Origin of the sequence: Treponema primitia ZAS-1, assembly GCF_000297095.1 — a bacterium.
Classification (GTDB): Bacteria; Spirochaetota; Spirochaetia; order Treponematales; family Breznakiellaceae; genus Termitinema; species Termitinema primitia_A.
Genome location: NZ_AEEA01000019.1, coordinates 70,611 through 92,502 on the forward strand (window position 1 = coordinate 70,611; position 21,892 = coordinate 92,502).

At 51.4% G+C, this 21,892-nt stretch carries 20 protein-coding genes and 2 tRNA genes; 16 read left to right on the forward strand and 6 right to left on the reverse strand.

Annotated elements, in window-relative coordinates; translation table 11 throughout:
- Positions 1–5: 5 nt before the first annotated feature.
- On the reverse strand, positions 6–2,093 hold the full coding sequence (locus tag TPRIMZ1_RS0102390) for a hypothetical protein (protein WP_010254165.1): 2,088 nt from the start codon (positions 2,091–2,093) through the stop codon (positions 6–8).
- 2 nt (positions 2,094–2,095) lie between these two features.
- A complete protein-coding gene (locus TPRIMZ1_RS0102395) occupies positions 2,096–3,160 on the reverse strand; it encodes a DUF2804 domain-containing protein (protein ID WP_010254171.1) in 1,065 nt (354 codons plus the stop codon).
- 183 nt (positions 3,161–3,343) lie between these two features.
- On the opposite strand from TPRIMZ1_RS0102395, the gene TPRIMZ1_RS0102400 reads away from it, so the two are divergent.
- From TPRIMZ1_RS0102400 to TPRIMZ1_RS0102435, 8 genes are all read left to right on the forward strand, one after another.
- Positions 3,344–5,671, forward strand: a complete 2,328-nt coding sequence (locus tag TPRIMZ1_RS0102400) for an anaerobic ribonucleoside triphosphate reductase (protein WP_026043472.1) — start codon at positions 3,344–3,346, stop codon at positions 5,669–5,671.
- Positions 5,646–6,221 carry an anaerobic ribonucleoside-triphosphate reductase activating protein gene (gene nrdG, locus TPRIMZ1_RS0102405; RefSeq protein ID WP_081503607.1) on the forward strand — a complete coding sequence of 192 codons (576 nt, stop codon included), beginning with the start codon at positions 5,646–5,648 and terminating at the stop codon, positions 6,219–6,221. Before TPRIMZ1_RS0102400 ends, nrdG begins: the two co-directional genes overlap by 26 nt.
- Before the next feature lie 120 nt (positions 6,222–6,341).
- Complete coding sequence (locus tag TPRIMZ1_RS0102410; protein ID WP_010254177.1) at positions 6,342–7,685, forward strand: ATP-binding protein; 1,344 nt, start codon at positions 6,342–6,344, stop codon at positions 7,683–7,685.
- Positions 7,682–8,272: an epoxyqueuosine reductase QueH gene (locus tag TPRIMZ1_RS0102415; protein WP_010254179.1), complete on the forward strand. Its 591-nt coding sequence runs from the start codon at positions 7,682–7,684 to the stop codon at positions 8,270–8,272. Before TPRIMZ1_RS0102410 ends, TPRIMZ1_RS0102415 begins: the two co-directional genes overlap by 4 nt.
- Positions 8,269–9,102 carry a Sir2 family NAD-dependent protein deacetylase gene (locus TPRIMZ1_RS0102420; RefSeq protein ID WP_010254181.1) on the forward strand — a complete coding sequence of 278 codons (834 nt, stop codon included), beginning with the start codon at positions 8,269–8,271 and terminating at the stop codon, positions 9,100–9,102. Before TPRIMZ1_RS0102415 ends, TPRIMZ1_RS0102420 begins: the two co-directional genes overlap by 4 nt.
- Positions 9,099–10,097, forward strand: a complete 999-nt coding sequence (gene cbiB, locus TPRIMZ1_RS0102425; RefSeq protein WP_010254183.1) for an adenosylcobinamide-phosphate synthase CbiB — start codon at positions 9,099–9,101, stop codon at positions 10,095–10,097. Before TPRIMZ1_RS0102420 ends, cbiB begins: the two co-directional genes overlap by 4 nt.
- Positions 10,088–11,167, forward strand: a complete 1,080-nt coding sequence (gene cobD / locus TPRIMZ1_RS0102430) for a threonine-phosphate decarboxylase CobD (RefSeq protein WP_010254185.1) — start codon at positions 10,088–10,090, stop codon at positions 11,165–11,167. Before cbiB ends, cobD begins: the two co-directional genes overlap by 10 nt.
- Positions 11,168–11,222: 55 nt before the next feature.
- Positions 11,223–11,295: transfer RNA gene (locus tag TPRIMZ1_RS0102435), tRNA-Thr, on the forward strand.
- Between the two features lie 197 nt (positions 11,296–11,492).
- Here TPRIMZ1_RS0102435 and TPRIMZ1_RS0102440 read toward each other — a convergent pair.
- The 3 genes from TPRIMZ1_RS0102440 to TPRIMZ1_RS0102450 are packed head-to-tail and all read right to left on the reverse strand — an operon-like array spanning position 11,493 to position 14,721.
- On the reverse strand, positions 11,493–12,851 hold the full coding sequence (locus TPRIMZ1_RS0102440) for an MATE family efflux transporter (RefSeq protein ID WP_010254187.1): 1,359 nt from the start codon (positions 12,849–12,851) through the stop codon (positions 11,493–11,495).
- Between the two features lie 17 nt (positions 12,852–12,868).
- A complete protein-coding gene (locus TPRIMZ1_RS0102445; protein ID WP_010254189.1) occupies positions 12,869–14,152 on the reverse strand; it encodes an ABC transporter substrate-binding protein in 1,284 nt (427 codons plus the stop codon).
- Positions 14,149–14,721 carry a shikimate kinase gene (locus TPRIMZ1_RS0102450; RefSeq protein ID WP_010254193.1) on the reverse strand — a complete coding sequence of 191 codons (573 nt, stop codon included), beginning with the start codon at positions 14,719–14,721 and terminating at the stop codon, positions 14,149–14,151. Before TPRIMZ1_RS0102450 ends, TPRIMZ1_RS0102445 begins: the two co-directional genes overlap by 4 nt.
- A 47-nt stretch (positions 14,722–14,768) precedes the next feature.
- Here TPRIMZ1_RS0102450 and TPRIMZ1_RS0102455 point away from each other — a divergent pair, with 47 nt between their 5' ends.
- Together TPRIMZ1_RS0102455 and TPRIMZ1_RS0102460 are read left to right on the forward strand one after the other, a co-directional pair.
- Entirely contained in the window at positions 14,769–15,431 is a 663-nt protein-coding gene (locus TPRIMZ1_RS0102455) for a PrsW family glutamic-type intramembrane protease (RefSeq protein ID WP_038077628.1), read from the forward strand.
- Positions 15,432–15,471: 40 nt separating this feature from the next.
- Positions 15,472–15,544 (forward strand) — tRNA-Met (locus TPRIMZ1_RS0102460).
- 46 nt (positions 15,545–15,590) lie between these two features.
- Here TPRIMZ1_RS0102460 and TPRIMZ1_RS0102465 read toward each other — a convergent pair.
- Positions 15,591–16,580, reverse strand: a complete 990-nt coding sequence (locus TPRIMZ1_RS0102465; RefSeq protein WP_038077631.1) for a helix-turn-helix transcriptional regulator — start codon at positions 16,578–16,580, stop codon at positions 15,591–15,593.
- Positions 16,581–16,966: 386 nt separating this feature from the next.
- Here TPRIMZ1_RS0102465 and nifH point away from each other — a divergent pair, with 386 nt between their 5' ends.
- From nifH to anfK, 6 genes are read left to right on the forward strand one after another with little or no spacing between them, the layout of a single operon-like run.
- The gene (gene nifH, locus TPRIMZ1_RS0102470) at positions 16,967–17,797 is read left to right on the forward strand and encodes a nitrogenase iron protein (protein ID WP_420082990.1); all 831 of its coding nucleotides are present in this window, start codon (positions 16,967–16,969) and stop codon (positions 17,795–17,797) included.
- A gap of 23 nt (positions 17,798–17,820) precedes the next feature.
- Positions 17,821–18,132, forward strand: a complete 312-nt coding sequence (locus TPRIMZ1_RS0102475) for a P-II family nitrogen regulator (RefSeq protein ID WP_010254203.1) — start codon at positions 17,821–17,823, stop codon at positions 18,130–18,132.
- Between the two features lie 9 nt (positions 18,133–18,141).
- On the forward strand, positions 18,142–18,510 hold the full coding sequence (locus TPRIMZ1_RS0102480; protein WP_010254205.1) for a P-II family nitrogen regulator: 369 nt from the start codon (positions 18,142–18,144) through the stop codon (positions 18,508–18,510).
- Between the two features lie 37 nt (positions 18,511–18,547).
- Positions 18,548–20,116, forward strand: a complete 1,569-nt coding sequence (gene anfD / locus TPRIMZ1_RS0102485; protein WP_010254209.1) for a nitrogenase iron-iron protein, alpha chain — start codon at positions 18,548–18,550, stop codon at positions 20,114–20,116.
- A 9-nt stretch (positions 20,117–20,125) separates the two neighbouring features.
- Positions 20,126–20,479, forward strand: coding sequence for a Fe-only nitrogenase subunit delta (anfG, locus tag TPRIMZ1_RS0102490; RefSeq protein ID WP_010254212.1), 354 nt, complete (start codon positions 20,126–20,128; stop codon positions 20,477–20,479).
- 10 nt (positions 20,480–20,489) lie between these two features.
- Positions 20,490–21,878 carry a Fe-only nitrogenase subunit beta gene (gene anfK / locus TPRIMZ1_RS0102495; protein ID WP_010254214.1) on the forward strand — a complete coding sequence of 463 codons (1,389 nt, stop codon included), beginning with the start codon at positions 20,490–20,492 and terminating at the stop codon, positions 21,876–21,878.
- Positions 21,879–21,892 lie beyond the last annotated feature (14 nt).

The window sequence follows — 21,892 nt, forward strand, 5'->3', positions numbered from 1 at the left end:
TCAGCTCAATCGTCTCCGCCCTGTTTAAGGGACTGCTTAAATAAGGCTTCCGTATCTATTTTCTCGTCAACCCCAAAGACCGGGATAACTCCGCTGTTGTTCGCGCTGCGGAACAGGGCCTCGGTTCGTTCACTATCGTAAGCCCAGCTGCTGTCATTGTTTACCAGATTGTCCAACACCACGGTTACCGCCAAGGTATAGAATAGTAAGCTGGCGTTGGTTCTTTTTTTTCCCAGCAGGGTATCCAGCCGGGTGGATACCGGATTGGGAACCTGGAAAACATAGGTCTCCCAAGGGTTTTCAATCCCATCACAATGGGTGTTGTCCGTAAGGCCTGCCTTAATACCCTGTTCTATCCCCGCCGCTACGCCGGTCAGGTACTTTCGGAGCCGCCGGATTTCCGGGTAGAGGGCGGTAACTTCCTTTTTTTGGAAAGGCGGAGGGGCGCTTGATTCAAACCGGTAATAGGGCAGGAAATAGAGCCGCTTGGTCCAGTGGAGTTCGTTAAGCAGCCGTTTTGCGTAGGGGGATGTCCGGGACTCGGCGGGGCTGTCCAGGATACGGCAGTATTCCGCCAGCCGGGGGAGGTACTCTTTGTCAAAGGCCTCATCAATATAGAAGTGCCAGTCGGTCATAATAGTAGCCATGGTTTCCCGGATATCTTCCACGGAACCATCGGAATTAGTGATCGTGCTGAAGTTTACATACCGGAGTCCAAAGAGCAGTTCCTCCAGGATACGGGTCAGGATCACAACCTGCTGGAGGGGATCCGATGGAGGGATAAGGACGTAGTTCTTTTTTAGGTCAAAGATATCCGAAAAATAGGGGAAGAAATCGGGGAACTCGGACATTTTCTCCCAGCCGGCCTTGGGAAACAAGGTTTCCAGGGTGTCCATACCTCGGTCCAGGGCCTTCCGTTCAGCCTCCCGGATAACCCGCTTTTCCTTTTCCTCTTCGGTGATCTCCGTGTCATCCGTTTTCTCATCGTCCTTTTCGCCGCCTCCCTCGTTCTCCTTCATCCCGGTGACCATCTCTTCGGTAATCTCCTCTTCCTTTATAATGTCCTGGGGAGTAAGACGGTTCTCTTCGGTTACTTCGAGGAAGGCCATAAACCGATTGCGCCGTTCGGTAAAGAAGGCATTGTAGGTTAAGAACTTATTTGACAGCAGTTTGAGGAGCAGGGGGTACAGGAGAAACCGTATATCCCGCCGTATCATATCGAATGCGGCCATGGCGGAACGGATTTGATCCTGCTGTTTGTTTTGCGCCTCCGTGGGGTTTTCAATAAAGAGTATTTTGTACAGCAGGCGGTAGGCTTCTTTGATATGACCGTCCAGATCCAGCTGTTCCATAAGAAAGAGGGGTTTATATATGATCTTGAGGATCCCCGTAAAATCCGCAACCCTGGCGCTGCGGGGATTAGCCTGGAGTCTGGCCAGATCCCCGGCGATTTTTTCAATATTCCATTGGCGGAAAATATCTACGACCCCATAGGCGGCGGGAGATATTCGTTTGAACCGCTCGTTTCGCAGGATATTATTCCGGGGCAGCAGGGTCCGGGTAACGGTTACCAAAAGCTCAATATGCTTGTAGTATTCGTTCATCCTCTTGTTTACAAAGACGGCGCTTACCCCATCAGGAGGCCTGCTGAAGGGAGTCAATATGGACTGAAGAACCTGTATGGGGTTTTTTATATCGAATTCCGCTGAACCGCAGAGACGATCCATTTTTACCCGCTCCCAGTAACTTTGTTTGATCGGTGTGGTGGGATCGTCCGCAGGGTTTGGTTTTTTTATTTTTAGCTTGGCCTCATTACCGAAATCGACATCCGCCGGAAGGGGCGCTTCCGGCCGCCGTCTGGGCTGGTTCCTGCTGGTACCGCCGCCGCTGCCGGACCTGCCCTTTACATGAACGTCCACGACTTCATGCCTGGTCCTGGGGGGGGGCGGCGGCGGGGTTGGCGACTTTTCAACCCCCACATCTCCCCCTAAAAGTCCGGCCAGCCGTTTAGCCTCCGCAGGATCGAAGGACCCTAATTTACCTCGTACCCGGTCTAATTCGCCGGGTTCATAGATTGCCTTTTGTTTTGCCATATTTATACCCGAAGATAGAGTTTTTCGCCCGAACCCCAAAGATTACGGACCGGGATTTGTTCACCCTCAGAATTAACCACCATTCCATTATAATATCCCAAAGGGGTATGATATTCCCACTTTGTAAGAAATAAATTGAAAGAACTTCGTATTTGCTCCTGGGGGGTGAAGGTAAGATCCACCATCCCCTCCACATCCTGAATTACCCAATCGGATTCAACTCCCTTGGGCATGGTTATCCGTACCGGCGGCAAGGGAGTCATACGCCCCTTCTCCTTGAAAGAGCCTTCCTGCCAAAGAACATTCTCGTTGTTCTTAAAGGTCTCCTTAGTTTGATTTTCGGCGATACTGAAGCCAAATCGGAGCTTTTCCGTATTTCCAAAGGCGTTACACCAGGTTGAGTGCATCCGGTAAGGGAAATAGCCCTTATAATCCCGGAAAATCCCCGTCGTTTTTTCCGGATCCAGGGAAATATGCCGTCCCCCAAAAACCATATCTCCCCGGACCGCTGCAAAGGTCTTATAAGCGTACATGCAGCGCTGGTCTGAAAAAGGCAGGTTCACCACCATGGGGGATACCTTCAGGGAATTCAGGCGGTATTCCAGATGGGTCGTGAGGGAGGGCCGTTTGCGGGTTGCCTCAATATCCAGGTCTATCTTGATTGTATTGGCATCAAGCCAGCTATGGATACGGAAGAAAAACCCGTAAGAGCCGCTGTAAACCGAGGAATTTGAAAGGCTCCGGGGAAGATGCCAACCGGTGAAGGGAATAACCTTATTAAACCGCAGCCGCTCCCCGCTTTCCTTATCGTAGAGGACCACCTGGGCAACGCGGTAATACTTTATATTCGCCAGAAAGGCTTCCAAATATACATGATCATCCTGGACGGTGAAGGATTCCCATTCCTTTACCCGCAAATCCCGTAATCCCCGGGGCAGGGGAAACGAAAAGGGACGCTGGATTTCCAGAAGATCCACTTCATCGAAGGCCTCTTCCCAGGTCCCCTGAATGGGCGTGCCGTTTTCAATTGGAGCCCCCCGGGAGGCAAGAATTTCCCTAGTATACATTTCCCTTTAGTATACGGTATTTTTTCCAAAAATATGTAGATTTCCTTGATTTTTATTTAGATCCCCGTTGACGCGCTACAGATAGAGTAATATCATGCGAAATAACGCTATATACTGCGTATGTTTCATCCGAAATATAAAATAAAAAAAGAAAAAGATTTGGGGATTTTTTGGGGGGGAGTAATGCCTACGAGGATTTTAAAACGGGATGGAAGGGAAGCCCCGTTTAATATTGAAAAAATAACGAATGCTATTTACAAGGCAGGGATGGCCACCGGTACTATGGAATGGGAAGATGCCATGGCGCTTTCTGAACGGGCTGTTAGCCGGCTTGAAGCGGCCTATAAAGGCAGGATCCCCGCGGTGGAGGAGATTCAGGATACGGTTGAGCAGGTGATGATCGAAAGCGGCCTGGGTACGACGGCAAAGAAATTCATCCTCTACCGGGCGGAACGGACCCGGATCCGGGAGATGAATACCCGGCTGATGCGTACCTACGAGGAATTGACCGTTAAGGATGCGAAGGACAACGATTTAAAACGGGAAAATGCCAACATCGACGGCGATACCGCCATGGGACATATGCTCAAGTACGGTTCCGAGGGGGCCAAGCAGTTCAACGAGCTGTTTATTCTCAATCCCCTCCATGCCAAGGCCCACCATGAAGGTGATATTCACATCCACGACCTGGATTTTCTTACCCTTACCACTACTTGTTGCCAGATTGATATCAATAGGCTCTTCACCGGCGGCTTTGGGACCGGCCACGGAGCCATCCGGGAACCCAACGATATACGCAGCTACTCCGCCCTGGCCTGTATCGCCATACAATCAAACCAGAACGACCAGCACGGCGGACAGAGCATCCCTAACTTTGACCGGGGACTCGCCCCGGGGGTGGCAAAGACCTACGTTAAAATGTATCGCCAGAACATGCTTAAGGCCCTGGAGCTCCTGGCTTTTGCCCAGGTGGAGGAACTGGAAGCGGCGCTGAAGACGGAACTTTTTGGCGGTTCCCTGCGGCCCAAGCTGAGCGGTTCCGAAGAGTACTGCAAGGCGGAGGCGCTTATCCTAGCCCGGCGCCTGGATGCCGATACCATCAAGCGGGCCCAGGATTTTGCCCTGTCATCGGCCCTGAAGGAAACGGAGCGTAATACCTACCAGGCAATGGAAGCGTTTATCCACAATCTCAACACTATGCACAGCCGGGCGGGAGCCCAGATCCCCTTTTCTTCTATCAATTATGGAACCGATATTTCTCCCGAGGGCCGGATGATCGTCCGGAACATACTCCTGGCCACCGAAGCCGGGTTGGGAGACGGGGAAACTCCGATTTTTCCGATTCAGATTTTCCGAGTTAAGGAAGGGATCAACTATAATAAGGGTGATCCTAACTACGATCTCTTTAAGCTTGCCTGTAAGGTCAGCTCCAAGCGGCTTTTCCCCAACTTTTCTTTCCAGGATGCTCCCTACAATCTCCAATACTACCACCCGGAACGGCCGGAAACGGAGATTGCCTACATGGGCTGCCGTACCAGGGTGATGGGGAATATCTACGATCCCGACCAGGAAGTAACCTACGGCCGGGGCAACCTGAGCTTTACCTCGATAAACCTACCCCGGCTTGCCCTGCGGGCTAACCGTGACATTGATCTATTCTTTGACGAACTGGATAAAAAAACCGATCTGGTGATAGCTCAGCTCATGGAGCGTTTTGAGATCCAGGCCCGGAAGCGGGTGAAAAATTTCCCCTTCCTCATGGGCCAGGGGATATGGCTCGATTCGGATAAGCTGGACTGGGAAGATGAAATCCGGGAGGTTCTCAAACATGGGACCCTAACCCTGGGCTTTATCGGCCTGGCGGAATGCCTTAAAGCGCTGATTGGGAAGCACCACGGAGAATCGGCGGAAGCCCAGGCCCTGGGTTTGCGGATCATCGGCAAACTTCGCAGCCGTATGGACGAGGCGTCTCTGGAAAAGAAGCTCAACTTCTCACTTATCGCCACCCCGGCGGAGGGCCTTTCCGGCCGCTTCGTCAAACTGGATCGACAGATCTTCGGCGCCATTCCGGGGGTCACCGATAAGGACTACTACACCAACAGTTTCCATGTGCCGGTATACTACCCCATCGCCGCCTTAAAAAAGATAGACATTGAGGCTCCCTACCACGCCCTGACCAATGCCGGACACATCAGCTACATCGAGCTGGACGGGGACGCCTCCAAGAATCCCGAGGCCTTTGAGAAGATAGTCCGGGCCATGAAAGATGCGGGTATCGGTTACGGCAGCCTGAACCATCCCCTGGACCGGGACCCGGTCTGCGGTTTCCGGGGCATCATCGGCGAGACCTGCCCCAAGTGCGGTCGTACCGAGGGGGATGTACCCTTTGAGCGGATCAGGCGTATCACCGGTTATCTGGTGGGAACCCTGGACCGGTTTAACAACGCGAAGCGGGCGGAAGAAAAAGATAGGGTAAAGCATTTCCATGTTGACCATACCGCAGCCTCGTAACGAGGTTTTAGACCAAAGTGCTGCCCGGATAACAGACGACCCAAGTACCGCTTGTCTCACCATAGGCGGCTTGGAGCCGGAGTCCATCGTAGACGGCCCGGGTTTCCGCTATACGGTATTTGTCCAGGGCTGTAATTTCCGCTGCCCCGGCTGCCATAATGCCCAGCTGCAAACCTTTGCCAGCGGCCGCAGTATTACTGTGGGAGAGATTCTGGACGCTGTCCGGGACAATCCTCTCCTGGACGGCCTTACCCTTTCCGGCGGTGACCCCTTTACCCAGGCCATTTCCTGCGCCGCCCTGGCGGAGGAAGTCCATGCCCTGGGTCTTTCAGTGATGACCTATACGGGCTATACCTTCGAGGACCTTTGGCTCGCGGAAAACCCGGACTGGCGGCGGCTCATCATGGCCACCGATGTCCTGGTGGACGGCCCCTTTGTCCGGGAACAGCGCAACATCGACCTGCGCTTCCGGGGCTCCTCCAACCAGCGGCTTATCGATGTACGGCGGACCTTCGCTGCGGGGAAGATCATCGTACTGCCGGAAGACTAAGGTACTTGGCATTATAGCGAAGACATTATTCCTATGAAAAATGCAGATTATTATAGCGTTATTCATATGAATAACGCTATAATATTTGACAAATAATACATTATTTGGTATAATTAGCCCATGGAACGCTGCTTAACCAAGCAACTTATTGCCTGGAAGGATAACCCTGAAAAAAAACCGCTCATCCTCAAGGGTGTCAGACAGTGTGGTAAAACTTGGCTCCTTAAAGAATTCGGCGAAGAGTACTACGATGATACGGCGTATTTTAGCTTTGAAGGAAACGATCCCCTGCATGCCCGATTTGCAGGCGATTTTGATGTGCGCCGCATCATCACGGAACTAGGGGTTTATCGAAAAAAGAACATTGAGCCCGGAAAAACGCTGATCATCTTTGACGAAATCCAATTTTGCGGCCGAGCGTTAAGTTCCTTGAAATACTTTTGCGAAGACGCCCCGGAGTATCATATCGTTTGTGCGGGCTCCCTTCTGGGACTTGCCCTCTCAGGACCATTATCATTTCCTGTGGGTAAAGTAGATTTTCAAACCCTCAGACCCCTGAGCTTTTATGAATTTCTCCTTGCCAATGGAGAGGCTCTGCTCTGTAAGCATCTTGAAAAATTTCCCGTAGAGGAGCCGGTACCGGAGCTGTTTGCCGGAATGCTAGAACGGTATGTGCGGACTTATTATATAACCGGCGGTATGCCCGAGGCGGTGGCAAACTGGATTGCAAACCATGATATCGAAAAGCTTGAAGCGGTTCACCGGAAGATCCTGGATAGTTATGAACTGGATTTTGCCAAACACGCCCCGACCGGGGAATTCCCTAAGCTGCGGGCGGTATGGCATTCCATCCCGGCTCAGCTGGCGAAGGAAAACAGTAAATTTATATTTAGCCAGGTTAAAAAGGGGCAGCGGGCTAAGGATCTGGAGGACGCTCTGGAATGGCTCCTTGGCGCGGGTCTTGTGTACCGGGTTACCAAGGTTGAAAAGCCCTTCATGCCCCTGTCTTCTTATGCGGACAGTAGTTTTTTTAAGCTCTACATGGCTGATGTGGGATTGCTCCGAACCATGGCAGCCCTTCCTGCGGAGGCCGTCCTTGGGCAGATAGATGTCTACAAAGAATTTAAGGGCGCCCTGACAGAAAATTACGTCCTCACCGAACTGGTGAACCTGTATAATGAACCCCCCTTTTTTTGGCGCTCCAATAACACTGCCGAAGTTGATTTTATCATTCAGCATAAGCTGGATATTATTCCCATCGAAGTTAAATCGGAACGGAATACTAAGGCAAAATCCCTGGCGGAGTACCGTAAGAAATATGAACCACGATGGGCGGTAAAAACTTCCATGAGTAATGGGGCGAATACTTTTTGCGAAGGAGAAAAAAGCGCCGTGCTTAACGTGCCACTCTATATGCTGTGGATGCTTAAAAGCCTGTTGGCTGATAAGGGTAATACCCCATGAAGCTCCTCCTCCACACCTGCTGCGCTCCCTGCTCCGTCCAATGCGTGGAAGCCCTCCGCGCCGAAGACATACGCCCGGACCTGTTCTGGTACAACCCCAACATCCACCCCTATACGGAGTATAAAGCCCGCCGGGATACCCTGGTTCAGTTTACGACAGATGAGGGGCTGGACCTCCACATGGAGGACGATTACGGCCTCCGTACTTTTATAGCCGGCGTCTATCCCCATTTTGAGAATCGCTCTGACGGAGAGATTCCCGGCGAAGGCCCACCGGATGTGACTGGCAGCCCCCGCTGTGCTGTCTGTTATCGTCTCCGGCTGGACAAAACCGCAGCCTATGCGGCTGCCCATGGCTACGATTGTTTTTCCACAACCTTGCTTATCAGTCCCTATCAGAAACACGATCTCATCCGGGAAGTCGCGGAAGGGATGGCGGGAAAGTATGGCGTGCAATTTTTCTACCGGGATTTCCGCCCCGGTTTTCGGGAAGGCCAGAAGCAGGCTCGGGAGCGGGGTTTCTATATGCAGAAATACTGCGGGTGTATTTTTAGTGAGGAAGAACGGTATCTGGGGAAACGGGAATGATGAAGGATGAAATAGCCGAACTGTTTGCCCTGATTACCAACGCCCGTCACTGCGTGGCCCTGACCGGCGCGGGGATAAGTACCCTTTCCGGTATCCCCGACTTTCGGGGGAAAAACGGCCTGTATACCGCCGGACTGCCCCGGGAATTTACGGATAAGTATTCCCCGGAAGTTCTTTCCCTGTACCTGGCAGGGCTGCCTGGGGAATCTCCAGCGAAGTTTTCAGAAAAAGTTTTCGACATTGATCAATTTGAAAGGGACCCGTCTTATTTTTATACTAACGCCGGCCCCATGGTTTATACGGTTCATGAGAAGGAACCTTCCCTCGTGCACACCTGCCTTGCGGAACTGGAACGACGGGGCCGCGTCAAGGCGGTGATAACCCAGAACATCGATATGCTCCACCAGAAGGCGCTTAGTCAAAGGGTAATCGAATTGCACGGTTCCCCCCGTATGCACTACTGCCTCCGCTGCGCCGGTATACGGGTGGGTTACGCCGAGGCTGCGGCGACGGTAAAGGCCGGGCAACTGCCCCATTGCCCCAAATGCGGCAGGGTCCTAAAACCGGCCGTCACCTTTTACGGTGAAAGCCTTCCAATGGAAGCGCGGCGGGAAGCGGAAGGGGAAGCCCAGGAGGCGGACCTGATGCTCATCCTGGGGTCCAGCCTTACGGTACTGCCCGCTGCCGCCATTCCCCGTACTACCCTGCAGCGGGGCGGCAAGCTGGTTATCGTCAATGATATGAAGACCCCCTTGGACGATGATGCGGCTCTGCGTTTCTGGGATCTGGAAGAGGTGTTTGAAAGTATTCAGGGATACTGCGATAAATGATCTATCTAACCGCCTGTTTCCTGATGATTCTTGTAGGTTTTTTCTTGGATCTGCTTCTGGCAGATCCGCTGTGGATGCCCCATCCGGTGCGTCTCATGGGACTGCTGATAGGCAAGGGGGAAGTTTTTCTTCGCCGCTTGTTTCCGGGGAAGGAACTATTTGCGGGGACCCTGTTGGTAATTGTAATCGCGGCTCTGTCGTTTTTACTTCCCCTGTTACTGTTACTGCTGGCACTTAGGATTTCTTTTTTGGCGTGGTTTGTTCTGGGCGCTTTCATGTCCTATCAGGTAATTTCTCCCCGGGGTTTACAAATTGAAGCCATGAAGGTGTACCGTAAGGCGGCAGTGGGTGATCTTGCCGGCGCCCGGAAAGCGGTATCCGGAATCGTCGGCAGGGACACCGAAACCCTGTCTATGGAAGGGGTGATAAAAGCAACGGTGGAAACCGTGGCGGAAAATCTGTCCGATGGCGTTATCGCGCCGCTATTTTTTCTTGCCCTGGGCGGTCCATCCTTGGGTATGCTCTACAAGGCAATCAATACTATGGATTCCATGATAGGCTACAAAGACAGCCGGTATATTGATTTTGGCAGATGCGCTGCTAAACTGGACGACGCAGCGAATTGGCTGCCCGCCCGGATATCCGCCCGGTTAATCATCATCTCGTCCGTCTTACTTGGCTTGGATGGGAAAAACGCGGCGAGAATTTACCGGAGGGATAAAGATAAACACGCAAGCCCTAACAGCGGACACCCTGAAGCCGCCTGCGCCGGCGCTCTGCGGGTTGCTCTGGCGGGCAGTACCTACTATGGGGGTACGCTGGAAGAAAAGCCCATCATCGGAGACGGGGAACATCCGGTAAGTCCGGAGGATATCCGGATCGTCTGCCGCCTGATGTATGTGCCAACAATACTGTTCCTTTTCCCGGTATGTCTCATAAGCGGTGTCCGGGGGTTTGTTTTCAGCCTATTGATAGGGGGTTTCCAATGCATCTGAACCACGGTGGGGATATATATTCCACCCCCCTTGCAAAGGGAATGCAGCTCCTGGATTTTTCTGCCAACATAAATCCTCTGGGCCTTCCAAGAGGGGTGATACGGGCCGTTAAAAGAGAAGCGGGAAACTTCGACCGGTACCCGGATCCGCTCTGCCGGAAATTGCGGGCCGCCCTGGCTGAGTATTACCGTATAGATCCTGACAGAATAGTCTGTGGAAACGGAGCGGCGGATCTTATCTACCGGATCGTACAATGGAAAAACCCCCGAAAGGCCCTGTTAACCGCGCCGATTTTTTCGGAATACGAAAAGGCGTTAAGCGAAAAGGGCTGTGTTTTTGACCAATATCCTCTAAGCTATCCCCGGTTTGAGATTGATGAGGACATACTGCTGCGGATTACAGGTGAAACAGGGGTAGTTTTTCTCTGCAATCCAAACAACCCCACGGGTGTGCTTATTCGCCAGGATGTACTGGAAAATGTCATCAGAAAATGTAATGAAACAAAAACAGTATTAGTAATCGACGAATGTTTCAATGAATTCCTTGATGACCCGCCGGCTCATTCCGCACGGAATTTTCTTGACGGGGCGCCGAATCTTATCATCCTCAAGGCCTTTACAAAAACCTATGCCATGGCGGGATTACGCCTAGGCTATGCCCTTTGCGGTTCCCCGGAAATTGCGAATGCCCTAGCCGAAATTGGTCAGGCTTGGGCGGTTTCTCAGCCCGCTCAGGCGGGGGGGATCGCGGCGCTTAAGGAAGAGGTCTATTTGGAGCGGTCCAGGGACCTGGTAATAAGAGAGAGGAAATATCTAAAAACCGCCCTGTCTAATCTTGGCCTTGAAGTACTGGGGGGAGAGGCCAACTATATTTTTTTTCGGATAAAAGACGGAAGCGGTTTTTCAAAGAAAACCTTCTCCCAAGCCTTGTTGGACCGGGGTATTCTGGTCCGGAGCTGCGCAAGCTATTCAGGGTTGGACGATTCCTATTTCAGAATAGCGGTGCGGCTGCCGAAGGAAGACAAGATTTTGATAAGGGCACTTCAGGGCATGAAAAACAAGATTTTATAACACGCCTGTCCGCTCCCTTGTCCTTTTCCGCTGGATTTGCTAGAATATACCCTATGCCAGGATGGCTCAGTTGGCAGAGCGGCACACTCGTAATGTGCAGGTCCCGGGTTCGATTCCCGGTTCTGGCTAATAAGGGAACCGAAGCGGAAGCTACGCCTCTTTAGATACCGCGATCAGGTGAGATCGGTTTCTAAACGGGAGGAAAAGGATAAGTCAAAAATGACTACTCCTTATCATAGAACAAGCCTCTTTTACGGAGTCCCCCGTCAATGGTTCACAGAGCTGGATAGCGTTGGTGGATGTAAGTTGAAGGAACTGAGGCAGTTCATTCCGTAACGTTGTGCAGCCAGCGGCCGGTTTTAAGACGCCAGAAGCCTAGGATCGTTTTGAGAAATTCCTCGCTGCTGATGCAAAAATAGATTATCCACACCGGGGCATGAAAGATAAAGCTTGCGGCTGCGGCTGCAGGCAGGGCTACAAGCCACATAAAAATCAGATCGTAAATAACACAGAAAACAGTATCTCCGCCGGCCCGGCATATACCTACGACCATGCTCATGTTAAAAGACCTGAAGGGATAGGAACAGCTGAGGACGATAAACATGGAGGCCGTGTAGGCGAGTACCCGGGGGTTTACATTAAAGACCAGGGGTATAAGTTTGGAAAGAAAAAATAGAATGATCGCCGCACCGGCGCCTAAAAGGGTGTTAAAAACAGTTATACGGCTCGCATAATCACGGGCGGTTTTTTCTTCCCCCTCGCCGATCTTTTTTCCGATAAGCACTCCCACACCGTTTCCAAGGCCAATAAAAACTACCCAGGTAAGCTGGGATAAGGTGCTGGTAATATTAAATGCGGCGATAGCATCGGTATTTGTACGGGCAACGATGATATTTTGCAGGGTTACGCCCAATGACCAGAGAGTTTCGTTAATAATAACCGGCAATGTAATTTGGAAAAAACGCGCAGTAAAACTGCTTGAAAGGATCATAAGCTCCCGTAAGTTTCCCGCAGGGGCATAACCTTTTAGGTAGGTCAGGGTTACAAGAATTATCATTTCACTGATCCGGGCAATTACGGTTGCCCGGGCGGCGCCGACCACTCCCATGGCAGGAAAGGGGCCTATGCCAAAGATAAAAAGGTAATTCAGGGTAATATTGATGGACAGGGCTATTATGGTGGTAACCATGGCTAGCCTTACCTTCTCTACCGAACGGAGGGTGATGATGAAGACAAAACTTATTCCGAAGGGGATAAAAGAGGGCGCTAAGTTTTTGAGATAACTGGTTCCTGCTTCAACAACCGCGGGGTCCCGTGTATAAATACTGATGATTTTTTCCGGCGCTGCCAGGATTAGGATGGTAAAAACAAGTGCCACCGAAGAGTTAAGGATTAGGCAGAGGCCGGTATTTTTCCTGATGCCCTGGATATCCTGTTTACCCCAGAACTGGGCGGTAAAAATTGCGCCTCCGGAACAGATGCCAAAAAGGATCATGCTGAATAAAAAGAAAAACTGATTTCCTAAGCCTACGGCGGCAATCTCTACGGATCCAAGCCTTCCAATCATCACCGTATCAACCATGTTCACAAAGGAATTAACCAGATTCTGCAGCATGATGGGTATCGCAATGGTGAAGAGACTTTTATAGAACTGTTTGTCCTTAAATAATTCCTGAAATTGCATAGTATTCCTGTTGTGGACTACAATTCTTCCCAGTGCTGCTGGATACGTTTGGCAGTTTCTTCTGGGCTCTGGTTTTTTTCAAAAAGGGCGTATACCTGTTCTCGGACCAGGGATTCAAATTCGTCAACCCTGGGTACGCCGGTAAATTCCTGGACAGTCTCCCCAACAGTATACATATCGTAAGCCTTGGCATAAAGGGGATCCCCGGTGATGAAATCTATCGCATTGTTTCGGCTTCCCGGAACCGCATGGGCCTTTTCGGTGATGAGGGCGCCCCGTTCCAGGAGAAAGGACAGGAAAGCCCAGGCTTCGTCCTTATGCTCGGAACTCCGGAGTATACCGAGGTACCAGCCGGTTAAGCCCAAGACAGGCTTTCCTCCGAAGGATGATTCGCCGGGGATGGCGGTAATCCCAAAGGCAGATTCCCCCATGCGTTTACGCAGGACATGGATATCCGCCACGGAGGATATCATCATGGCGGAACGGCCTTGGATAAAATCTTCCCGTTTTTCAGCAGCGGTCCTGGTGAAGGTTCCCGGCAGGAGAAACTCTTCCTGCCGCAGCTGTTTTAGAAAAGCCAGGGCACCGGTAATGGTCCGGGCGGAAAAGTCCGGTCTGCCCTCCCGTGTCATGGCCGGACCGGAAGCCCATATCCAGGAAAAAAGATCCCGGTATACGCCCTGGGGATTTTCCGGGCTCAAAGCCAGGGCCAGCGCGTACTGCCCTGTGGATTTATCCGTAACAGAGCGGGCATAGGTGAGTATTTCTGCCCGGCTTTTTGGAGGCCGGTCAAATCCGGCGGATTGAAGCAATTCAATGTTATAGAAGAGGGGGCTGGTAAAGGAAATCAGATGGCGTCCCCATTTTTCGTAGCTCTGATCCGGAACCGCAGGGGGGGTGCCTAGGGATGGGTCTCCGGAAGGATTGTAGGTATCCAACTCCTCAAGGAGATCTTGCCGGACAAGATCCTCAAACCAGAGAGGATCCAGGCCGAGAATATCGGAGTTTAGGGGAGCTTCCACATTCGATCTGAGGGTGCTCAGTATTTCTGCATAAGGCCGATTATCCAGTTGGACCGTAACGCCCGGGTTAAGGGCTTCAAATTCCGTTTTCAGTACCGAAAGTGTTTCTGCTTCCAGTTCATCCTGCCACCACTGGGTAAATACCAGGACCGTATCTTTTTTCTGTACCGGGTTTATTTTTTTTATCATTCGGGTAAAGAGAAAGCCCACGGCCAGTAAGATCAATGCCAGAACCAGCAGTGTCAGATCAATTTTCTTGATATCAAACGTTTTATTCATATATCTTTCCTTTTTAAGCGGCCTGTTATTTCCCGGCCTATGTCCCCGGAAGTTTTTCCTTCGGCGCTAAGGGTAAGGGAGGCGAATTCCCTATAGGCGGCTCCCCGGCGCTTATGCAGGGCGGCATGGGTTTCCCGGGGATTTTCGGTATTGAGAAAGGGCGGTAATTCTCCGGTTTTCTGTGCCGCCTTGGTGATCCGTTCCCAAGCTGTATCCGCTGTTATTTCGAGATAGACCGTCATTACCTCTGCTCCGGAATGATTCCGCTGCTGCAACAATTCCAGCGCTTCGGGGTTGTCGATAAGTCCCCCGCCGGCTGCGACCACCCTGGGCTCCCCGCCAATATTTTCCGAGAGAAGGCTTGCCAACGCCCGGGTTTCCGCTTGCCGAAATACTTCGGGGTCCTCCTTGTAGAGGGCCCGGGGACTTTTTCCGCTCTGCTGCTCTATCAGTTCATCCAGATCGACAAAGCTGGCGCCCAGGAGCTCCGCCAGGACCCGGCCTGCGCTGGTTTTCCCCGAGTGTTTTGGTCCGGTTATGAGAATTATTCTAGTAGAATGATTTTCCATATGTATAGACTCTACCATACAGAATAACTTACTATTAAACTATAGTTATGAATGGATTGTGGATCCTTCTACTTTTAATTTTTATCTCCGCCCTGCCGGTTCTGGCTGTTATAATTTGGCTTCGTGTACGCCGCTTCCCCATAGGGCTGTCGTGGTTTCTTCTTGCCCTTCTGGGAGGCGCCCTTTCACTGGGAATCGCCGCAATACTGCAAAGTCTGTTCCCCAAGACCGACGAAGCCACCATGGGCATACTTCTGTTTAAAATTTTTATACAGATTGCTTTGACGGAGGAACTCAGCCGTTTGGGTGTTTTTTCTCTCCTTTTTGGCCTTTTTCGTCGTTTTGAACGAAGCAAAAACACGGAAACCTACACCCCCGCTTTTAGCGCCATTACGGGACTTATTGCAGGGTTGGGCTTTGCGGTAATAGAAACCGCCATGTACGGAGTGGGGAATTTCAGCATCGCCCTGGTCCGGGCAGTTACCTCTGCCCCCCTGCACGGCGCTTGTGGTACCCGGATAGGTATGGCCGCCTTCCATATCAGGGCCGCCCCCGGCCTCGCCCTGGTCCGTTTACTCTATGCTGTCGGTATCCATGGTATGTATAACTTTATGATCATAAGCCCGGGTATTCCCCTGGTTTTTCCCATTCTTATCGCCTTTACCGCTCTTTTCTCCTCGGTCCAGTTAATCCGCTACTCAGGTAGTTGACCTTTTTTGTAGAAAAAAGTATACTGTTTAAACAATTTAACGCAGGGTAGAGCAGTTGGCAGCTCGTCGGGCTCATAACCCGGAGGTCCTAGGTTCGAGTCCTAGCCCTGCTAATAGTAGATTTAGATAATTTGTGATGGTAACCCGGAGGTCCCCGCCCTACTGGAGTATCCTTCCTGTCTCCCGGGTATTAAAGCCCCCGATGTTTTCCAGATCCATCCGGTATCCCTTTGAGGTAACGATATCCAGAATTTTCCGGTAGGGCTGTTTTGCGGCATCGGCCTTGCGGATAATAAGATCGTAGCACTCAGTTTGCAGGGGAATAAATTTAATGTCCCGAACGTTTTTGCAGCCCGTCTCGCTGCCCACGGCAATATCCGCCTGCCCCTGGGATACCACGGTGGCCGCTGCTAAATGGGACTTGTATTCGCTGGAATAGCCCTGAACAGCTTCCCCATCCATACCCATAAGTCTGAGTTTTTCGTCTATCAAGACCCGAGTGCCGCTCCCTTTTTCCCGGTTGACGATTACAATATCCCTTCTTTTAAGGTCCTCCCAGCCGGTAACTCCCTTGGGATTCCCCCGCTTGATATAAAACCCATGCTGCCGCTCCCCGATCCGTACGATCAGTGCAGGAATGCCGGGCATCATTTTTTTTACATAGGGGATATTGTACTCGTCAAGATCTCCGTCCCAAAGGTGGGTGGTAGCTACGTTGACATGCCCCTGGTAGAGGGCGTAGATACCATTGTAACTCCCCAGGTAGGAACGGTAGATCCGCAGTATATCGGTAACCATATTCAGGTGGTTTATCAGGATATCAATCGAAATATCCTGGCCGCAGATGATAAATTCATTGCCCCGTGGATTTTCTGCAAAGGGCTGGGGATAGGTGATAACTGCATCCCTGTCTTGCGCGGGTAGCTTCGCTGCAAATTGCGGAGACAGTGGCGCTACGGTCGGCGTTGGGCTGGATTTTCCCCGGGTAAGATAGGTTTCCACGTCTTGCCGGGTAATCCGGACCTGTTTACCCACCCGCGCGGAGGGCAGTTCCCCCCGTTTTATCAGTTCATATACGGTGTTCCGGGCAATTTTAAGGATAGATGCGACCTCTTGGGCACTTAAGAAATCGCTTTCTAATTTATTCATGGATTTTTTCACTTTTCATGTTTTTCTATTCTAGCACGGAAATTATTTTGTAAACAAGAAAACCCGCTATTTTTTTAACGGCTGCCAAATGAACTTATACGAAACTAATATGAGCTATAATATATTGAATGTGATAAACATAACTAAACGGACATAATTTTCTATTATTTTATGTGTTATATTCTATAAAATGTATAAATATATAATAAATGGCCATATAAATGCATAAATTACATAAAAATACAAAAAATATGAAATTCTGCTTGACATTATCAGAGGAAAAAACTATCGTCTCATTGTGATAAACGTAACACACTTATCGTTTTAATTGTGTTTTATTTGTTTTATCATGAAGGTATTCATTTTGTACATTTTTAAGGAGGAGAGTGAAAATGAGAAAAGTTGCGTTTTACGGTAAAGGCGGTATCGGCAAGTCTACAACCCAGCAGAACACCGCTGCGGCCATGGCCCATTTCTACCAGAAGAAGGTGTTTATCCACGGCTGCGATCCCAAAGCGGATTCCACCCGGCTTATTCTAGGGGGCAAACCCCAGGAAACCCTGATGGATGTGCTGCGCCAGGAGGGGGCGGAAAAGGTTACCAATGACAAGGTTATCAAAACCGGGTTTCTGGATATTCGTTGTGTAGAATCCGGGGGACCCGAGCCGGGGGTAGGCTGCGCTGGGCGGGGGGTAATTACCGCCATCGACCTGATGGAAAACAACGGCGCCTATACGGAGGACCTGGACTTTGTGTTCTTCGATGTCCTGGGGGACGTTGTCTGCGGAGGCTTCGCCATGCCTATCCGGGACGGCAAAGCCCAGGAGGTTTATATCGTAGCCTCCGGGGAAATGATGGCCATCTATGCGGCGAACAATATTTGTAAGGGCCTTTTAAAATACGCCAAGCAGAGCGGGGTACGGCTGGGAGGTATTGTCTGTAATAGCCGCAAGGTGGACCGGGAAAAGGAATTCCTTGAGGAATTTACCGCCGCCATCGGCACCAAGATGATCCATTTTGTACCCCGTGACAATGTGGTGCAAAAGGCGGAATTCAACAAGAAGACCGTGGTCGAATTTGACGCTTCGGAAAACCAGGCCAAGGAATACGGCGAGCTGGCCCGGAAGATTATCGAAAACAAGGATTTTGTTATACCTAATCCCCTGACCATGGATCAGCTGGAAAAGATGGTGGTCAAGTATGGTATCAGCGATTAGTAAAAAGGAGGTATCCGGTGAAGATGATTAAGGCCATACTCCGGCCCGAATATGTGGATGTGATCGCGGACAGTTTGGCGGAGGCGGGTTTTATATCCGCCACAAAGATCCACGCCTTTGGGCGGGGGAAGCAGAAGGGTATTACGGTTGGGACAATTCATTATGATGAATTACCCAAGATGATCCTCATGGTAGCGGTGGAAGACAATGGGGTGGAGCCGGTGATACGGATCATTCGGGACAAGGCCCAGACGGGTAACTTTGGGGACGGTAAAATTTTTATCAGCTCCCTGGAACGGGTGGTCACCGTGCGAACCGGCGCCGAAGGGATTTAGGGGGCGGCAATGAAAGAAGTAATCGCCATAATCCGTCCCAAGATGGTGGGCAAAACCAAGGAAGCCCTGGATGCTTTGGGACACCCCAGCATCACCGCCCTGTCCGTATTGGGCCGGGGAAAGCAGAAGGGTATTGCCGGGGAAGTCGATATTGAATACCGACCCCATATCCTTGAGGGGAAACACAGCGGTATGAAGTACGTCCCCAAGCGGCAGCTTTCCATGGTAGTCAAAGACGGAGACGTTGACGCGGTGATAAAGACTATTGTCGATATTAACCGGACGGGACAGGTGGGGGATGGCAAGATTTTTGTCTGTCCCGTGGACGAAGCCCTGCGGGTGCGTACCGGGGAAACCGGGGAATCCGCCCTTGTATAGCAAACACAAATAGTGTTACACAAAAGGAGAATAAACCATGCCCTATCATTTATTTAAGTGCAGCGAATGTATCCCCGAACGGGAGAAGCATGCGGTCATCAAGGGGCCGGGGGAGGACATATCCATGGCCCTGCCCCTGGGCTACCTCAATACCATACCGGGGAGCATATCGGAGCGGGGCTGCGCCTACTGCGGGGCCAAGCACGTTATCGGTACCCCCATGAAGGATGTGATCCACCTGAGCCACGGTCCCATAGGCTGTACCTACGATACCTGGCAGACCAAGCGCTACATCAGCGACAACGATAACTTTCAGCTTAAGTACACCTTTGCCTCGGACATGAAGGAGAAGCACGTCATTTTCGGCGCAGAAAAACTGTTAAAGGAAAATATTCTGGAAGCCTTTAAGGCCTTCCCCCATATCAAGCGGATGACCCTGTACCAAACCTGCGCTTCCGCCCTTATCGGGGATGACATGAACGCCCTGGCGGATGAGATCATGGAAGAGATGCCCGATGTGGATATCTTTGTATGCAACTCACCGGGCTTTGGCGGCCCCAGCCAATCCGGAGGGCACCACAAGATCAACATCGCCTGGATCAACCAGAAGGTGGGGACCGTGGAACCCAAGATCACCGGGGATTATGTGATCAACTATGTGGGGGAATACAACATCCAGGGGGATCAGGAAGTGATGGTGGATTACTTCAAACGCATGGGTATCCAGGTTCTTTCCACCTTTACCGGCAACGGTTCCTACGACGATCTGCGCTCCATGCAAGGGGCGCACCTGAACGTCCTGGAATGTGCCCGTTCCGCCGAGTATATCTGCAATGAACTGCGGGTACGCTACGGCATACCCCGGCTGGACATCGACGGTTTCGGCTTTGAAGCCCTGGGTAATTCCCTGCGGAAGATCGGCCTCTTTTTCGGCATCGAAGACCGGGCGGATACCATCATTGAAACAGAGACCACCCGGTGGAAGGGTGAATTGGACTGGTACAAGGCCCGGCTCATGCACAAAAAAGTCTGCCTTTGGCCCGGCGGCTCCAAGCTCTGGCATTGGGCCCACGCCATTCACGAGGAGATGGGGGTGGACGTGGTATCGGTATACACCAAGTTCGGCCATCAGGGTGATATGGAAAAGGGCATTTCCCGCTGCGAGGAAGGCGCCCTGGCCATTGATGATCCCAATGAACTTGAAAGCCTTGAGGCCATGGAGACCATCAAGCCTGACATCATCTTTACCGGCAAGCGTCCTGGGGAGGTGGCAAAGAAGATACGGGTTCCCTACCTTAACGCCCACGCCTATCACAACGGGCCGTATAAAGGATTTGAAGGATGGGTCCGCTTTGCCCGGGATATTTACAACGCCATTTATTCACCCATTCATCAGCTTGCCCTGCTGGACATCAGTAAAGATGCGATCCCCGTGGATCAGGGCTTTGTTACCAACCGTATGCTTTCCGATGTGGGCCTGAGCGAGGATATCCGTAATGATGCGGAACTGCGGCCCTATTCAGGAAACTATGACTGTGTCTCTCCCCTGCGGGAAAAGACCTATCCCGTATTCCCGCCTGCGGAAAAAACAGCGGCGGCGGTTTAGGAGTTTACCATGGCGGAGAATTTAATGAAGGCCCATGTAGAGGATTTGACGGATTACATCATGAAAAATTGTCTTTGGCAGTTCCATTCCCGCACCTGGGACCGGGAACGGCAGAATAACAACATCCTGGCCATGACCTCCCAACTGGTCTGCGGGGAGACCGTAAGCCCCGCAAACCTGGAGGAAAAATGTTACTGGGTAGATGCGGTATGTCTGGTAGAGGCCTTTAACCGGCAGTTTACCTGGCTGGCTGAAATGAAGGGGGAGGAAAAGCAGGAGCTTATGCGAGGCCTTAAGGATCGCATAGATTTTCTGACAATTAAGGGTTCCCTCAATCTGGAACTTACTGAACAACATTACTAAGGAGGAAAATATGGCCTGTGAAGTAAAGCCGAAGACCCGGTCGGGTATTATTAATCCCCTGTTTACCTGCCAGCCCTGCGGCGCCCAATACGCCAGCATCGGCATCAGGGAATGCATAGGGATAGTCCACGGGGGGCAGGGCTGCGTCATGTTTGTGCGGCTCCTGTTTTCCCAACATTTTAAAGAAAGTTTTGAACTGGCTTCCACATCCCTCCATGAGGACGGGGCAGTTTTCGGCGCCCTTAACCGGGTGGAGGAAGCGGTGGATGTACTTTTGATGCGCTACCCCAATGTAAAGGTGGTACCCATCATCTCGACCTGTGCCACAGAAGTTATCGGGGACGACATTGACGGGGTGGTACGAAAACTGAACGAGGGGCTGCTCAAGGAAAAATTTGCCGGCAGGGAAGTTCATCTTATCCCCATCCATACCCCCAGCTTTGTGGGGAGTATGATCTCAGGCTACGATGTGGCGGTTAAGGAATTTGTTAGTTTCTTCGCCAAGAAAGGGGAGCCCAGCAAAAAGATCAACCTTATCACCGGGTGGGTGAACCCCGGTGATGTTACCAGTCTCAAGCATATTTTAAGCCTTATGGATATTGAGGCCAATGTACTATTCGAGATTGAAAATTTCGATTCCCCCCTCATGCCCGACGGCAATACGGTCTCCCACGGGGACACCACCATTGCGGACCTGCAGGATACCGCCAATGCGGTAGGTACCATCGCCCTTAACCGCTACGAAGGGGGCAAGGCTGCGGAGTATTTGAAAAAGGAATTTGAGGTGCCGGCGATCATCGGCCCATCCCCCATCGGCATCCGCAACACTGATACTTTTCTCAAACACCTGAGCGATATGACCGGGAAGCCCATCCCCGAAGCGCTGGTTAAGGAACGGGGGATAGCCCTGGACGCGATCACCGATCTAACCCACATGTTTTTTGCGGACAAGCGGGTGGCTATTTACGGCAATCCGGATTTAGCCATAGGGCTTGCGGAATTTTGCCTGGACCTGGAGATGCAGCCCGTCCTCCTTCTTCTGGGTGACGATAACGTCAACTATGCAAAGGACCCTCGCGTACTATATATGCAGGAACATGTCTGGCACGATATGGAGATCGTTACCAATGCGGATCTCTGGGATCTGGAGGATCGGCTTAAAAATCAGGACCTGAAGCTGGATCTTATCCTGGGTCATTCCAAGGGAAGATTTATCTCCATTGATTACGGGGTCCCCATGGTCCGGGTCGGCTTTCCGGTTTATGACCGGGCAGGTATGTACCGCCATCCAGTGATGGGTTATCATGGGGCCATGCACCTGGCAGAGGCCATGGCAAATGTACTCTTTACCGATATGGAATACAAAAAGAACAAGGAATGGATACTTAATGTGTGGTAGGAGGAGGAAATAAA

Bases quoted from the DNA above. Each gene is read 5' to 3' on its own strand.
- TPRIMZ1_RS0102390 (WP_010254165.1), bottom strand. From the start codon at position 2,093: ATGGCAAAACAAAAGGCAATCTATGAACCCGGCGAATTAGACCGGGTA.
- TPRIMZ1_RS0102395 (WP_010254171.1), bottom strand. From the start codon at position 3,160: ATGTATACTAGGGAAATTCTTGCCTCCCGGGGGGCTCCAATTGAAAAC.
- TPRIMZ1_RS0102400 (WP_026043472.1), top strand. From the start codon at position 3,344: ATGCCTACGAGGATTTTAAAACGGGATGGAAGGGAAGCCCCGTTTAAT.
- nrdG (WP_081503607.1), top strand. From the start codon at position 5,646: ATGTTGACCATACCGCAGCCTCGTAACGAGGTTTTAGACCAAAGTGCT.
- TPRIMZ1_RS0102410 (WP_010254177.1), top strand. From the start codon at position 6,342: ATGGAACGCTGCTTAACCAAGCAACTTATTGCCTGGAAGGATAACCCT.
- TPRIMZ1_RS0102415 (WP_010254179.1), top strand. From the start codon at position 7,682: ATGAAGCTCCTCCTCCACACCTGCTGCGCTCCCTGCTCCGTCCAATGC.
- TPRIMZ1_RS0102420 (WP_010254181.1), top strand. From the start codon at position 8,269: ATGATGAAGGATGAAATAGCCGAACTGTTTGCCCTGATTACCAACGCC.
- cbiB (WP_010254183.1), top strand. From the start codon at position 9,099: ATGATCTATCTAACCGCCTGTTTCCTGATGATTCTTGTAGGTTTTTTC.
- cobD (WP_010254185.1), top strand. From the start codon at position 10,088: ATGCATCTGAACCACGGTGGGGATATATATTCCACCCCCCTTGCAAAG.
- TPRIMZ1_RS0102440 (WP_010254187.1), bottom strand. From the start codon at position 12,851: ATGCAATTTCAGGAATTATTTAAGGACAAACAGTTCTATAAAAGTCTC.
- TPRIMZ1_RS0102445 (WP_010254189.1), bottom strand. From the start codon at position 14,152: ATGAATAAAACGTTTGATATCAAGAAAATTGATCTGACACTGCTGGTT.
- TPRIMZ1_RS0102450 (WP_010254193.1), bottom strand. From the start codon at position 14,721: ATGGAAAATCATTCTACTAGAATAATTCTCATAACCGGACCAAAACAC.
- TPRIMZ1_RS0102455 (WP_038077628.1), top strand. From the start codon at position 14,769: ATGAATGGATTGTGGATCCTTCTACTTTTAATTTTTATCTCCGCCCTG.
- TPRIMZ1_RS0102465 (WP_038077631.1), bottom strand. From the start codon at position 16,580: ATGAATAAATTAGAAAGCGATTTCTTAAGTGCCCAAGAGGTCGCATCT.
- TPRIMZ1_RS0102475 (WP_010254203.1), top strand. From the start codon at position 17,821: ATGATTAAGGCCATACTCCGGCCCGAATATGTGGATGTGATCGCGGAC.
- TPRIMZ1_RS0102480 (WP_010254205.1), top strand. From the start codon at position 18,142: ATGAAAGAAGTAATCGCCATAATCCGTCCCAAGATGGTGGGCAAAACC.
- anfD (WP_010254209.1), top strand. From the start codon at position 18,548: ATGCCCTATCATTTATTTAAGTGCAGCGAATGTATCCCCGAACGGGAG.
- anfG (WP_010254212.1), top strand. From the start codon at position 20,126: ATGGCGGAGAATTTAATGAAGGCCCATGTAGAGGATTTGACGGATTAC.
- anfK (WP_010254214.1), top strand. From the start codon at position 20,490: ATGGCCTGTGAAGTAAAGCCGAAGACCCGGTCGGGTATTATTAATCCC.